This window comes from Blastococcus saxobsidens, from assembly GCF_002938435.1.
Lineage (GTDB): Bacteria > Actinomycetota > Actinomycetes > Mycobacteriales > Geodermatophilaceae > Blastococcus > Blastococcus saxobsidens.
In genome coordinates, this window is record NZ_POQT01000028.1 from 1 (window position 1) to 13940 (window position 13940).

At 74.0% G+C, this 13940-nt stretch carries 12 protein-coding genes; 6 read left to right on the plus strand and 6 right to left on the minus strand.

The genetic code is table 11. The features are described 5' to 3' along the window. Positions 1 to 136 precede the first annotated feature (136 nt). Positions 137 to 613 (minus strand): NUDIX hydrolase, encoded by a 477-nt coding sequence (locus C5507_RS15730; protein ID WP_104529465.1) that lies wholly within the window; start codon positions 611 to 613, stop codon positions 137 to 139. A gap of 110 nt (positions 614 to 723) precedes the next feature. On the opposite strand from C5507_RS15730, the gene C5507_RS15735 reads away from it, so the two are divergent. Continuing rightward, positions 724 to 2211: a CCA tRNA nucleotidyltransferase gene (locus tag C5507_RS15735; protein WP_207225877.1), complete on the plus strand. Its 1488-nt coding sequence runs from the start codon at positions 724 to 726 to the stop codon at positions 2209 to 2211. 13 nt (positions 2212 to 2224) lie between these two features. On the opposite strand, the gene C5507_RS15740 is transcribed toward C5507_RS15735, so the two are convergent. After that, positions 2225 to 3496 carry an MFS transporter gene (locus tag C5507_RS15740; RefSeq protein WP_104529466.1) on the minus strand — a complete coding sequence of 424 codons (1272 nt, stop codon included), beginning with the start codon at positions 3494 to 3496 and terminating at the stop codon, positions 2225 to 2227. A gap of 197 nt (positions 3497 to 3693) precedes the next feature. Here C5507_RS15740 and C5507_RS15745 point away from each other — a divergent pair, with 197 nt between their 5' ends. Then, complete coding sequence (locus C5507_RS15745; RefSeq protein ID WP_242611241.1) at positions 3694 to 4347, plus strand: YqgE/AlgH family protein; 654 nt, start codon at positions 3694 to 3696, stop codon at positions 4345 to 4347. A gap of 167 nt (positions 4348 to 4514) precedes the next feature. Here the strand turns inward: C5507_RS15745 and C5507_RS15755 are convergent, their stop codons facing one another. The 3 genes from C5507_RS15755 to C5507_RS15765 all read right to left on the minus strand — a co-directional run bounded on the left by C5507_RS15755 (position 4515) and on the right by C5507_RS15765 (position 7214). Beyond that, the gene (locus C5507_RS15755) at positions 4515 to 5276 is read right to left on the minus strand and encodes a hypothetical protein (protein ID WP_104529468.1); all 762 of its coding nucleotides are present in this window, start codon (positions 5274 to 5276) and stop codon (positions 4515 to 4517) included. 160 nt (positions 5277 to 5436) lie between these two features. Next, complete coding sequence (locus tag C5507_RS15760; RefSeq protein ID WP_104529469.1) at positions 5437 to 6516, minus strand: inositol-3-phosphate synthase; 1080 nt, start codon at positions 6514 to 6516, stop codon at positions 5437 to 5439. 92 nt (positions 6517 to 6608) lie between these two features. Next, entirely contained in the window at positions 6609 to 7214 is a 606-nt protein-coding gene (locus C5507_RS15765; protein ID WP_104529470.1) for a PadR family transcriptional regulator, read from the minus strand. 158 nt (positions 7215 to 7372) lie between these two features. Here C5507_RS15765 and C5507_RS15770 point away from each other — a divergent pair, with 158 nt between their 5' ends. The 3 genes from C5507_RS15770 (at position 7373) to C5507_RS15780 (ending at position 11895) form a co-directional block, all read left to right on the plus strand. After that, entirely contained in the window at positions 7373 to 7789 is a 417-nt protein-coding gene (locus C5507_RS15770) for a DUF5318 family protein (protein ID WP_104529471.1), read from the plus strand. Positions 7790 to 8199: 410 nt separating this feature from the next. Then, positions 8200 to 10368 (plus strand): transglycosylase domain-containing protein, encoded by a 2169-nt coding sequence (locus C5507_RS15775; protein WP_242611240.1) that lies wholly within the window; start codon positions 8200 to 8202, stop codon positions 10366 to 10368. 21 nt (positions 10369 to 10389) lie between these two features. Next, the gene (locus tag C5507_RS15780) at positions 10390 to 11895 is read left to right on the plus strand and encodes a glycosyltransferase family 87 protein (protein WP_104529472.1); all 1506 of its coding nucleotides are present in this window, start codon (positions 10390 to 10392) and stop codon (positions 11893 to 11895) included. A gap of 23 nt (positions 11896 to 11918) precedes the next feature. Here C5507_RS15780 and C5507_RS15785 read toward each other — a convergent pair whose 3' ends face one another. Beyond that, the gene (locus tag C5507_RS15785; RefSeq protein WP_104529473.1) at positions 11919 to 12731 is read right to left on the minus strand and encodes a deoxyribonuclease IV; all 813 of its coding nucleotides are present in this window, start codon (positions 12729 to 12731) and stop codon (positions 11919 to 11921) included. Positions 12732 to 12855: 124 nt separating this feature from the next. Here C5507_RS15785 and C5507_RS15790 point away from each other — a divergent pair, with 124 nt between their 5' ends. Beyond that, positions 12856 to 13896: a hypothetical protein gene (locus C5507_RS15790; protein ID WP_130504289.1), complete on the plus strand. Its 1041-nt coding sequence runs from the start codon at positions 12856 to 12858 to the stop codon at positions 13894 to 13896. Positions 13897 to 13940: the final 44 nt, after the last annotated feature.

The following is a 13940-nucleotide window of genomic DNA, read 5'->3' on the forward strand; positions in this document are numbered from 1 at the left end:
CACCGGACCCAGGTGGTCGCAGTGCCGCCAGGACAGCACGGTGAGGATGTCGGGGAAGGCTCGGGTCACCTGGCTCAGTGCGACGCCGATGGTGTGGCCGCCGTAGACCCGCCGGCGCGGGCGGCAGCCGGCCGCGTCACGCGCTGTCGGCCAGGAGTCCGGGCGCGCGCTCCACCAGCGCCCGCTCGTCCGCGTAGGCCAGCCGGGTGCTGAGCTCGTCCAGCGGCACCCAGGCCACCTCGGTGACCTCGACGTCGGCGTCGGACAGGGCCCCGCCGATCGCGCGGAGCAGGAAGTGGTGCACGGTCTTGTGCACCCGTCGCCCCTCGGCGACGAACCAGAAGTCGATGATGCCCAGCGGGGCGACGACCTCGCCGATGATCCCGGTCTCCTCGGCGACCTCGCGCACCGCGGTGTCCTCGGGGGTCTCACCCGCCTCGATGTGCCCCTTCGGCAGCGACCAGAGCAGGCGCCCGCGGCGGTCGGTGCGGCCGATGAGGGCGGCACGGGGCCCGGTCACGCCGTCGTCGGCGACCACCAGGCCCCCGGCGGAGGTCTCGTCGACCCGGCGCAGCCGGCGGCCCGGGCGCGCTCGCCCGCCCGTCCCAGCCATGTCAGGAGGGTAGCGCGACTCGCTGGAGAGCTCCGGGAGCAATCGCATTCCGCAGCGGACCCGACGGGGCCGGGCATCGCCGGACCGCGGCGGCACTACTCTGGCTCGTCGTGTCCGCCACCCCCTCGAGCCCCGCCGAGCCGCAGCCGGTTCCCCCGGCCGTGCAGGAGACCGTCCGCAGCCTCGTGGAGCTCTCCCCGGTGCTCACCGAGCTCGGTCAGCGGTTCGCGGCCGCGGGCTTCGAGGCGCACCTGGTCGGTGGCTCGGTGCGCGATGCCCTGCTCGCCGCCGGGCAGGGTGCGGCCGGGGTCCCGGGAGACCTGGACGTCACCACCGACGCCCGCCCCGAGCAGGTGCTGGAGCTGCTCCGCGGCTGGGCGCGTTCCACGTGGAACACCGGGATCGCCTTCGGCACGGTGGGGGCCGACGTCGGGGGCACCCGGGTGGAGATCACCACGTTCCGGGCCGACCGGTACGACCGCGAGTCCCGCAACCCCGAGGTCGCCTGGGGCGACTCGCTCGTCGACGACCTGGTCCGCCGCGACTTCACCGTGAACGCGATGGCGGTCAGCCTGGGCCCCGACCGCAGCGTGACCGATCCGTTCGGCGGGCTGGGCGATCTGCTGGCCCGCCGGCTGGGCACCCCCGGGGCCGCGGTGGAGTCCTTCGCCGACGACCCGCTGCGGATGCTGCGTGCCGTCCGGTTCGTCGCCCAGCTCGGGCTGACCCCCGACGACGACGTGGTCGCGGCGATGACCTCGCTGAGCGGGGAGCTGGCGCGGATCACCCCCGAGCGGGTGCAGGCCGAGCTGTCGAAGACGCTGCTGCAGGACGCACCACGGGCGGCGCTGGAGCTGTTCGTGTCCACCGGACTGGCCGACGTCGTCCTGCCCGAGCTGCCGGCCCTGCGCATGGAGATCGACGAGCACCACCAGCACAAGGACGTCTACACCCACTCGCTGACGGTGCTCGACCAGGCGATCGCGCTGGAGAAGGCCGACGCGGCGGCGCCGTCCCCGGACCTGGTGCTGCGCCTCGCCGCGCTGCTGCACGACATCGGCAAGCCGGCCACCCGCCGGCACGAGGCAGGCGGGCGGGTCTCCTTCCACCACCACGAGGTCGTCGGCGCCAAGCTGGTCCGGAAGCGGCTGACCGCGCTGCGCTACCCCAAGGACGTCGTCGAGGCGGTGTCCCGGCTGACGTTCCTGCACCTGCGCTTCCACGGCTACGGCCGCGGCGAGTGGACGGACTCCGCCGTCCGCCGCTACGTGACCGACGCCGGCGAGCTGCTGCCCCGCCTCCACAAGCTGGTGCGCTCGGACTCCACGACCCGCAACAGGAAACGGGCCGCGGCCCTGGCGGCCACCTACGACTCCCTCGAGCAGCGGATCGCCGAGCTGGAGGCGCAGGAGGACCTGGCGCGGGTCCGTCCGGACCTGGACGGCAACGCGATCATGGGGATCCTGGGGCTCGGCCCCGGCCCCGAGGTCGGTGCCGCGTGGCGGTTCCTCAAGGACCTCCGGCTGGAACGCGGGCCGCTGGGCCGGGACGAGGCCGAGGCCGCGCTGCGCAGCTGGTGGGCCGGGCGCGCCGGCTGACCACCCCGACGGCTCAGCGCCGGGACATCCGGACGTGCAGCGCCGCGGTGAGCACGTACCCGGCGCCCACCACCGCCAGCACGGGACGGGACACCCCCGAGGCGGGCAGCAGCACCGCCGCCACCACGAGGGCGAGGACGTACCCGACGTTGAACAGGGTGTCGTAGACGGAGAAGACGCGACCGCGGTGGTCGTCGTCGATGCTCTCCTGCAGCGTGGTGTCGACGCAGATCTTCACGCCCTGGCCCATGAGCCCGAGCAGGAACCCGGCCGCGACCGCTGCCGGTGGCTGCACCAGCAGGCCGAGGCCGAGCTGGGCCAGCCCACCGCCGGCCAGCAGCCCCGCGATCCAGCAGTCCTTGCCGATCCGCGCGACGGCCGCCGGCGTGAGCGCCGCAGCGACCAGGGTGCCCACCGCGCCCGCGGCGACCACCTCGCCCAGCCCCACGAGGCCGCCGGGGAACCACGCGCCTGCGTCGGTGAACGTGTTCCGGTACAGCAGCAGCGCCATCAGCGTCAGCAGCCCGTACCAGAACCGGTGCAGGCTGATCGCCGTCAGCACCGCGGCGGCCGCGCGGTCGCGCCACGCGTGCCGGGCGCCGGAGACCATGCCGGCCAGCACCTGCCGGGCGCTGAGGACCGCGGTGCGGGACATGTGGTCGGGTCCCAGGTGGGTCCGGGTGAAACCCGCGACGACGGCTGCGGCCGCGAGGTAGGGCAGCGCGGCCGCGAGCGCCACGGCCGAGTAGGCGGCGTCGCCGGAGGCGGTCAGCTGGAGCAGTCCGAGCGCGACGGCACCGCCCACCACGGTGGAGACCGCGCCCGACGTGGTCGACACGGCGTTCGCCGAGACCAGCGAGGGCTCGTCGGTGGTGTGCGGCAGGCCGGCCGACAGAGCGGCGAGGACGAACCGGTTGACGGAGAAGACCGCGAGCCCGGCCGCGTAGAAGGCCGGGCCCTGGACGCCGGCGAGGATCAGCCCGGCCACCACGGCGACCAGGCCGGCGCGCACCAGGTTGGCCCGCAGCAGCACCTGCCGGCGGCTCCACCGGTCCAGCCACACGCCGGCGAACGGTCCGACCAGCGAGTAGGGCAGGAGGAGGACGGCGAAGCCCGCGGCCACGTCGACCGGATCGGCGGCCCGCTGGGGGTTGAACAGGACCGTGCCGGCCAGCGCCGCCTGGAACACGCCGTCGCCGAACTGCGAGAGCAGCCGGGTGCCGAGCAGCCGACGGAAGTCCCGGCGTGCGAGCAGGCCGCGCACGGTCGTCCCCGCCTCGGCCACGCCGACACCCTAGTGAAAGGACCCCCTGCCCCCCGCCACTCGCAGGCTCGCGTCGGGACCCTGCAGGGGGCCGCCCGCGCTCCACGCCGACCGCGGACTCGTGGCGGCCTCCCGCCGTTCCCCACCCGTGGGGAACGGCGGGACGGCAGGCGCGGCCCCCGGCGCCGGATTGGGGCACACTGGGGAGGATGTCCCCGGTGCCCGCGTCGCCCGAGCCCGAGTCCGGTCCGCCCGCGCGGCCTGTGACCGGGCGGCGCCGCGCGCCCGCCGTCCCGGCGCTGTCGATCGGCTGCCTGGACGACGTGAGCGCCGGCACCCTGCTCGTCGCGATGCCCTCGCTGGCCGACCCCACGTTCGCCGGCACCGTCGTCTTCGTGCTCGACCACTCCGACACCGGGACCCTCGGCGTCGTGCTGGGCCGCCCCAGCCAGGTCGACATCCGCGACGTGCTCCCCGGCTGGTGCGACCTGGCCGTGTCGCCCGGCGTGTTCCACGTGGGCGGGCCGTGCGAGACCGACACCGCGCTGTGCCTGGCCACCGCCGAGGGCCCGGAGCCCCCGCCGGGGCTGCGGCCGGTGGCCGACGACGTCTACCTGGTCGACCTCGACGGTGACCCGGCCGAGCTGGCGGGCCGCCTCACCGGCCTGCGCGTGTTCGCCGGCTACGCGGGCTGGTCCCCGGGCCAGCTGGCCGGCGAGATCACCGAGGGCGCCTGGGCCTGCCTGCCCGCGCGCGCCGGGGACGTGCTGGGCGAGCTCTCCGGCCCGCAGCTGTGGCGGCGGGTGATGGGCCGGCAGACCGGTCGCCTCGCGGTGCTGTCCACCGCGCCGGCCGATCCGGCCGCGAACTGAGCCGCGCGACGCGCGCGTCACGGGCAGCGCGAACGCCGGTGATCTGGTAGGAAGGACGTCGGCAGGGGGCGGTCTGGGGAAGAGCCCGCCCCCTGCCACTGTCTTGAGGCCCCTCTGCAGGGTCCCGCCGCGAGCGTGCGAGTGGTGGGGGGCAGAGGGGTCCTTCTTCAGACGCCGAACGCCGCCGCCACCTGCGGGTGGTCGGCCACGTCGGCCGTCGCCTCCGCCCCGGGCAGCGCCACCCGCCGGGGGCCGTGCTCGCCGAGCGTGACGGTGAGCTCCAGGTCTCCCTGCGGCAGCGTGGCGCGGTACTGCCTCAGCGTCTGGTCGCCGTCGTCCACGGCCACCGTGCGGTCCTCCCGCAGCCGGTAGACCACCGTCGGCCGGCCGTCGACGCTCTGGTGGGCGTGCCAGCGGTAGGGGCCGTCGAGGAACAGCCGTGGGTCGTCGGCCGTGCGGGCGGACAGGTTGAGCAGCACCTGCACCAGCACGTCCAGCAGCTCGGGGTCCTGCGGGTCGTCGGCCAGCGGGCGGCGCAGGTAGGCGGCCTCGGCGGCGCCGGCACCCGCCAGTGCTTCGGCCAGGCCGGGCACGTCGCCGAACCAGAGCTCGTCCCGGTCGAAGAACAGCGTCCGGGTGTCGCGTTCCTCGCCGTCCACGAGCGTGACCGCCTCGGCCCGGCCCTGGGCGCGCCGGAAGTCGATCTCGCCGGTCAGCGTGAGGACCGCGTCCTCGCCGAAGGGGACGGTGACGACGAAGTCGGCGCCGCCCTCCTGGTGGTTGCGGTGCAGCAGCTCGGCGAGCACGGCCGCCTCGTCCTCGGTGACCGGCTCGCCGGCCCGGCGCTCCCCCGTCGAGCAGCCGGCGAGGAGGAGTGCGGCCAGCGCGGCCGCGCAGACGCGCGCGGCGGGCGGGCGGCGGGCGGGCATGGTCCGAAGACTAGGGAGCCGGGGCCGCGATACCGGGCAGGAACGCGCGGGGCCCGCACCTCCGGCGAGGAGATGCGGGCCCCGGTGAGCGGATGGAACGGCCTCCCTGCAGGGCCCCGCCGTGAGCGGAGCGAGCGGTGGGGAGCAGGGAGGTCCTTCGTCAGCGCTCGACGTCGCCCTTGATGAAGGCCTCGACCATGTCGCGGGCCTCGCTGTCGCGGTACTGCACCGGCGGGCTCTTCATGAAGTACGCCGACGCCGACAGGATGGGGCCACCGATGCCCCGGTCCTTGGCGATCTTCGCCGCACGGACGGCGTCGATGATGATGCCGGCGGAGTTCGGGGAGTCCCAGACCTCGAGCTTGTACTCCAGGCTCAGCGGGACGTCGCCGAACGCGCGGGCCTCGAGGCGCACGTAGGCCCACTTGCGGTCCGACAGCCACGGCACGTGGTCCGACGGGCCGATGTGCACGTTGCCCACGCCCATGTCCCGGTCGACCTGGCTGGTGACGGCCTGGGTCTTGGAGATCTTCTTGGACTCCAGGCGCTCGCGCTCGAGCATGTTCTTGAAGTCCATGTTGCCGCCGACGTTGAGCTGCATCGTGCGGTCCAGCTGCACGCCGCGGTCCTCGAACAGCTTCGCCAGCACCCGGTGGGTGATGGTGGCGCCGACCTGGCTCTTGATGTCGTCGCCGACGATGGGCACGCCGGCGGCGGTGAACTTGTCCGCCCACTCCTTGGTGCCGGCGATGAAGACCGGGAGCGCATTGACGAAGGCGACCCCTGCGTCCAGGGCGGCCTGGGCGTAGAACTCGGCGGCCTGCTGCGACCCCACGGGCAGGTAGCAGACCAGCACGTCGGCACCGGACTCGCGCAGCGCGGCGACCACGTCGACCTGCTGGTCGTCGGACTCCTCGACCATCTCGCGGTAGTACTTGCCGAGGCCGTCCAGCGTGGTGCCCCGCTGCACGGTGACGCCCAGCGGCGGGACGTCGCAGATGGAGATGGTGTTGTTCTCGCTGGCGACGATGGCCTCGGAGAGATCCCGACCGACCTTCTTGGCATCGACGTCGAACGCGGCGACGAACTCGATGTCGGAGACGTGGTACTCGCCGAACCGGACGTGCATCAGCCCGGGCACGGACGCCGTCTCGTCGGCGTCGCGGTAGTAGTGGACGCCCTGCACGAGCGAGGCGGCGCAGTTACCGACGCCGACGATGGCGACCTTGACTGACCCCATGACTCTCCTTCTCCTGGACCTGGTGGTCCCGTGGTCGCCGGACCGGGTGCGGTCCGGTGCTGCCTGCGGCGGGGCGGTGCCCCGCCGTCGTGCTAGTCGGTGTCCGGCCGCTTCTCTGGACCGGGGACGGCGGGACGGTCGCCCGAGGACTCCGCCCGTTCGCTGTCGATGAGCTCGGAGAGCCAGCGGACCTCCCGGTCGACCGACTCCAGGCCGTGGCGCTGCAGTTCGAGCGTGTAGCGGTCGAGCCGCTCGCGGGTCCGGCTCAGCGACGTGCGGAGCCCTTCGCGCTGGCGCTCCACCGTGCGGCGGCGGCCCTCGAGGATCCGCAGCCGCACGTCGCGGGCCGTGTGCCGGAAGAAGGCGAGGCGGACGCCGAAGAACCCGCCGTCGTCGTAGGCCTCCGGGCCGGTCTCGCCGACCAGCTCGTGGAAGCGCTCCTTGCCTTCCGCGGTGATCGTGTACACGACCTTCCCGCGTCGTCCGGTCAGCGGCGGTGCGTCGGCCGGCAGCAGGGCACGTGGCGGGGGTTCGTCGGTGCTGATCAACCCGGCCGCCTGCATCCGCCGCAGCGCGGGGTACAGCGAGCCGTAGGAGATGCTGCGCAGCCCGCCGAGCACCTGCGCGAGCTGCTTGCGCAGCTCGTAGCCGTGCATCGGGGACTGGTGCAGCAGACCGAGGATGGCGAACTCGAGCACGTGCCGTCCTCCCGTCTCTCCTCATCCGATGTATCGCGACGATACATCGAGGGGCACGAGTGCTCGACCGGGGCGCCAGGTGCCACCTGCGGCCCGACCGGGGGTGTCGCCACTCGGGGAAGCCCACACGCCGGGCCCCGGTGCGTACATTGGCGGCCGTGCCCGGACGTCGATCCGTCGTGGACTACTCGCTGCAGCGGCGAGCCGTCCTCGCCGACGTGCACTCCGGACGCACCGGTCTGTTCGAGGTCTGCGACGCCAGCCCGTACCTCTCCCGGGCGGCGAAGTACCACGGCCAGCCGACCGACGTGCCATGCCCGGTCTGCCGCAGGGACCGTCTCACGCTGGTGAACTACGTGTACGGCGACCACCTCGGTCCGGTGGCCGGGCAGGCCAAGACCGAGGTCGAGCTCGCCCGAATGGACACCGCTCAGGACGAGTTCTCCGTGTACCAGGTGGAGGTGTGCCGCAGCTGCGGCTGGAACCACCTCGACTGCTCGTACGTCCTCGGTGCTGAACCGGAACCGGGACGGCAGCCCCGCCGGGGGCGGCGCCGCGCGGCGACGGAGCAGTGACCGGCCGCTCCTCGCCCGGTGCGCGGACCCGGGCCCCCGACGTCGCGGGCCGGGACCTCCGCCACAGCTGAAGACGCTCCGCCGCGTCCGGGCACGTGCCCGGCGCCGACCATGACAGTTCAGGAAGGGGTGTGCTCGTGCCCAGCCACGACGAGACCTCGCCCGTCGCGCCTCGGGCCGGCTCCGTGCGCCGACCGTCGCCCACCCGCTCGCGCAGCACGGGAGGCGGAGGAGCCGGCCGTCCACCGGTCCCACCCCGGCGTCCCGGCGCCGGCCGCGGTGGCACCAGCGCGTCCCGTGGCGGCACGACCGCTGCCCGCAGCGGCGGCACCGGCCGTCCGCCCGGCGCGAAGGCCGCCCCGTCCGCCAAGGGCAAGGCCCGCAGCACGAAGCAGCGCCGCAGACGCCGGATGAAGATCGCCGCCGGCATCATGGGCGGGCTGCTGGCCCTGCTGGTCGTCTTCGTCGGGGTGGTCTACGCGAGCACGGAGGTGCCGAGCCCCGATTCGGTGTCGACCAAGCAGACCACGGTCCTCTACTACGGCGACGGCGTCACCGAGATGGCGCGGCTGGGCGACGAGAACCGCACCAACGTGCCGCTGGCGGAGATCAGCGAGCCCGCGCAGCGGGCGATCCTGGCTGCGGAGAACCGCAGCTTCTACTCCGACCCCGGGATCTCCTTCACCGGCATCGTGCGCGCGGCGTGGAACAACCTCACCGGCGGCTCGACGCAGGGTGGCTCGACGATCACCCAGCAGTACGTCAAGAACGCCTTCCTGACGCAGGAGCAGACCTTCAGCCGCAAGTTCCAGGAGCTGTTCCTGGCCATCAAGCTCGACAACAACTTCTCGAAGGAGCAGATCCTCGAGAACTACCTCAACACCATCTACTACGGGCGCGGCGCCTACGGCATCGAGGCCGCCGCCAACACGTACTTCGGCATCCCGGCCGCCGAGCTCACCGCCGAGCAGGGCGCCGTCCTGGCCGTCCTGGTCCGCAGCCCGTCCAGCTACGACCCGGAGACCAACCCCGAGGGTGCGCAGGACCGCTGGGGCCTCGTGCTCGACGCCATGGTCGAAGAGGGCTGGCTGACCGACGCCGAGCGCGCCGCCGCGGTGTACCCGCCGGTGCTGCCCAAGACCGGCTCGGCCCTCGGCATGCCCGAGGGCCCGGAAGGCCACATCGTCACCCGGGTCATCTCCGAGCTCGCGGCGCGCGGCTACGACGAGCAGCAGATCAACGCCGGTGGCCTGCGGATCACCACGACGATCAGCAAGCCGGCGCAGGACGCCGCCGTCGCCAGCGTGGACGCGGTCATGGCCGGCGAGCCGGACAACCTCCGGCAGGCGTTGGTGGCCATCGACCCGCGCACCGGCGCGGTCGTGGCCTACCACGGTGGACGGGACGGCACCGGCACCGACTACGCCCAGGCCAAGCGGCAGCCGGGTTCGTCGGTCAAGCCCTACGTGCTGGCCACCGCGCTGGAGCAGGGCATCGGGATCCAGGCCCGGCGCGACGGCAGCGACGACCAGACGTTCCCGGACCGCCCGGGCCAGCCGGTGGTCAACTCCGGGGGCGCCAACTGCCCCGCGTGCACGCTGACCGAGGCGATCACGCGCTCGCTGAACACGACGTTCTACGGTCTCGCCTACGAGGTGGGCCCGGAGAACGTCCGGGACACCATCCTGGCGGCCACCGGGCTGCCGGACACGTGGGGTGGGAGCGACTTCTTCGCCGGCAAGCGGACCCTGGCCGCCGGCAGCGGCGCCACCGGCTCCTCGATCGGCATCGGCGAGTACGAGATGCGGCCGATCGACCAGGCGCAGGGCTTCGCGACCCTGGCCGCGGGCGGTACGCGGCGGGACGCGTACTTCGTCGCCAGGGTGACCGACAGCGAGGGCACCGTCCTGCTGGAGAACACCGGTGTGGCCGGCGAGCAGGTCCTGGCGGCCGACGTCGTCAACGACGTCACCGTCGCCACCAAGGGAGTGGCGTCCTACTCCCGTCGCGCGCTGGAGGGTGGGCGCGAGGTCGCCAGCAAGACCGGTACGCAGGGCCTCAACCGGACGGACAACTCCGACGCCTGGATGGTGGGCTACACCCCCTCCATCTCCACCGCGGTCTGGATCGGGTCCGACGAGCGCCAGCCGATCCGGACCGCCGGCGGCCAGATCGTCTACGGCTCGGGCCTGCCCGGGGCCATCTGGCAGCGGTTCATGAACGCCGTCCTCGCCGGCACGCCCGAGGAGGACTTGCCGGACAAGGCGCTGATCAAGGGGGACAGCGGCGAGGGCGTGCCCGAGCCGACCACCGAGGCGCCTGCCCCGGTGACAACCCAGGCGCCGGTCACCACGACGGCCCCGGCTCCCCCCACCTCCTCGAGCCCGCCGAGGCCGGTCGACACGGACGGCGACGGGGTACCGGACGACCAGGACTTCGCTCCGAACGACCCGGCGGTCTCCACCCGGCCCTCCGAGTCGCCGGGTGCCGGCGGTGGCGGTGGCGGCAGGCCGAGCCCGCCGTCGGAGACGAACGCTCCGGGTGAACCCGGTCCGGTGCTGCCCCCACCCGGCGGCTGACCGATCCCGCACACTGCTGGCATGAGCAGCGCTCCCCCGGGCCCGTCCGCCACCGCGGACGGGCCCGTGGTGTCTGTGGGACCGGCCCCGGCGGACGACCGGCCCGACCGGGTGCTCCCGTCGTGGAGCGATCCCGTCGTCGCCCAGGCCAGCGAGGCGGTGGGCGGGCCGTGGGGCCGGCACGGCGTCGTCGGCCGGGCCCTGTTCTGGACGCCGCTGCGCGTCTGCCTGCTCTTCGCCACGCTCGTGCTGGCCCTGGCGTGGATCAAGCAGGCGCCGTGCGCCGACGGGAACTGGGCCGGGCAACGCCAGTACACGCACCTCTGCTACTCCGACGCCGTGCCGCTGTTCGGTTCCTACGGGTTGGACGCCGGTGCGCAGCCGTACCTGGACGCCCGCGTGGAGTACCCGGTCCTGACCGGCGGGCTCATGGGGCTGGCCGCGACCGGGGCGCGGGGCTACGACGCCGCGGCCGGCGCCGTCGGTCTGCTGCCCGACCTGCCGCCGGTGGAGAGCTACTACGTCGTGACCTGCCTGCTGCTGTCCGTGCTCGGGCTGCTGCTGGTCCGCGCGGTGCTGGGGCTGGCCGGCCGGCGGCCGTGGGACGCGGCGATGGTCGGGCTCTCCCCGCTGCTGCTCTTCCACGCCTTCACGAACTGGGACCTGCTGGCGGTGACCCTGTCGACGTTCGGCCTCCTCGCCTGGGCCCGCTCCCGGCCGGTGCTCGCCGGCGTCCTGCTCGGCCTCGGCATCGCGGCGAAGTTCTACCCGCTGCTCCTGCTGGGCACCCTGTTCCTGCTCTGCCTGCGGACCGGCCGGCTGCGCACCTGGTGGCGGGCGGCGGGCGCCGCCGTGCTCGCCTGGGCAGCGGTGAACCTGCCGGTCGCCGTCGCGGCGCCGGAGAACTGGTCGTGGTTCTTCGTGTTCAGCCGTGAGCGCGGGGCCAACCCCGAGTCGATCTGGAACATGGCGATCCAGGCGTCGGGGGGGACCCTCTTCGACGGTCCGCTGTCCCCCGGCGAGGCGCCGGGGGCCCTCAACGCCGTCGTCACCGCGTCAGTGGTGCTCTTCGGTCTCGGGGTGGCCTGGCTGACCCTCGCGGCGCCGCTGCGGCCGCGGGTGCCGCAGATCGCGTTCCTGCTGCTGGCCGGGTTCCTGCTGCTGAACAAGGTGTGGAGCCCGCAGTTCTCGCTCTGGCTGCTGCCGCTGGCCGTGCTGGCCCGGCCCCGCTGGCGGTCGCTGCTGCTGTGGCAGGCCACCGAGGTCCTGGTGTGGGTCGTCACGATGCTGCACTACCTCGGGACGGCGAACCGCGGCCTCGACGTCGAGTGGTTCTTCCTCGGGGTCGGGCTGCGCGACGTCGCCGTCGTCGTGCTCATGGCGCTGGTCGTGCGGGACGTGCTCGCTCCCGACCGGGACGTGGTGCGGACGAGCTGGCCGGGCGTGGACGATCCGGCCGGCGGCGTCCTGGACCGTGCGCCCGACCGGTTCGCCGTTCCACGTGGAACGCGGCCGGCCCGGCGTTAGGGCCCGGCCCGCACCCCGCGTCATCAGGCGAGGGCGGCGCGCAGCAGCCCGATCTCCCCGGCGTGGTCGGCGGCGTCGCCCGGCGTCTCCAGCACGACGGGGCAGTCGGCGGCACGGGCGACCTCCACCAGGAGCTCGGTCGGGATCTCCCCCGCGGCGAGCGGCGCGTGCCGGTCACGGCTGGAACCGGCCGGGTCGCGGCTGTTGTTCAGGTGCACGAGGTCGATGCGCCCGGTGACCGCCCGGACGTCGGCGACCACGGTGGCGAGGTCCCAGCCGGCGGCCCAGGCATGGCAGGTGTCCAGGACGAACCCGGCCCCGAACTCCCCGACCGCGTCCCAGAGCCGGGCGAGCGCGTCGAGGTCCCGGGCCATCGCGTTGCCGCCACCGGCGGTGTTCTCGATCAGCACCGGCACCGGGAACCCGCCCTCGTCGGCCTGCCGGGCGAAGGTCTTGCGCCAGTTGTCGGCACCCGCGACCGGGTCGTCGGCGGCGAGGACGTGCCCGCCGTGCACCACCAGCCCGCGCGCCCCGACGTCGGCGGCCGCCCGCGCGTGGGCGCCCAGCAGCTTGCGGCTCGGGATGCGGATGCGGTTGTTCGTCGTCGCCACGTTCAGGACGTACGGCGCGTGCACGTGGACGGCCAGGCCGGAGGCGCGCAGCGCGTCGGCGTCCGGCCTGGGCTTCGGCGCCTTCCAGCCCTGCGGATCGGCGAGGAAGACCTGCACCCCGTCGGCGTCCATCTCCGCCGCCCGGGCCACCGGACCGCCGCGGTCGAGCTCGCCGTCGTCGGTGAGACCTGGCCCCACGTGTACGCCGATCGAGTGCGAACGCATGCGCGCAGCTCCATCCATGATCAGTTCGAGGTTTACCCGTATCGCCTGCGTCACATCATCGTTGAAGATCGTGACGGGGGTTACTCGCCGGTAGTGGTGTGACGTGACGTGGAGGTAGCAGAACATGGCAACGGGTCGCATCCGTCGCTCAGCCCGTCGGGGCCTCGGTCTGGCCGTGCTGGCCTGGCTGGGCGTCGCCGCATCCTCGGTCCTCCTGGCGCCCGGCGCCGCGGCCGCCCCCACCGCGACGATCGAGATCAGGAACGTGACGCCCCCCGTCGCCAGCGTGGACTCCGGCGGCACCGTGACGTTCGTGAACAAGATCCCGGCGGAGAACCGTGGCGGCATCTCCATCCCGCTGCCGCTGGGCAACGTCGCGGTCGGCGCCACGGTCTACACCGACGTCTCGCTGAACTTCTTCGGTCAGCTGCGGGACCTCCAGCCCGAGCAGAGCACCTCGTGGCAGTTCACCGCCCCGGCGACCACCGGCACGATCACCTACACGTACCGCGTGGTGCCGCAGGCGAACCTGCCGCTCGGTGTCAGCACCCAGCAGGTGGTCGACACCGTCCTCGGGTCGCTCCCGGCGCTTCCCGCCCCGACGCCCTACGTCGTGCAGACGATCGCCCCCCAGCTCCCCAACCTGCCCAGCGTCGGCGTGCCGCAGCTGCCCCAGGTGAACGTGTCGGTGCCCGGCGTCACCCCGCCGGTCGACCCGGGCACCGACGGCCCGCCGGTCGGCAACCCGCCGCCCGCTCCCGAGCAGCAGCCGCAGGGGCGGGACGTGGCGGAGGTGGGCGACGCCTACCGGTACCCGGTCGGCAGCGGCCTGGCGATGGGCCCCGGCGCCCGCGCCGCGATCGCGGCGTTCGACCCCGCCCGCTTCGGCGCCGCCAGCGGCAGCTTCGCCGCCGCCGACCGGGCCGGGTCCGGCTCCGGGTCCGGTGGCCTGGCCGGTTCCTACGACGGCGCGTCGGTGCCGGTCTTCGGCCAGCTGGCCGGCCTGGACGGGACCACGCTGGACGCCGACAGCACCGAGACCGTCAGCGCCTCGGAGGCCCAGCCGGTCACCCTCCCGGCCGCGGCGCTGGCCGCCGTGGTCGCGCTGGCCGCCGTCACCGCGGCACTGGTCCGCACGCACCAGGCGGCTCGCGAGAACCGCTGACGCACCGATCCACGCTCCCGGTCACGGCCGCCGTCCCCTCGGGG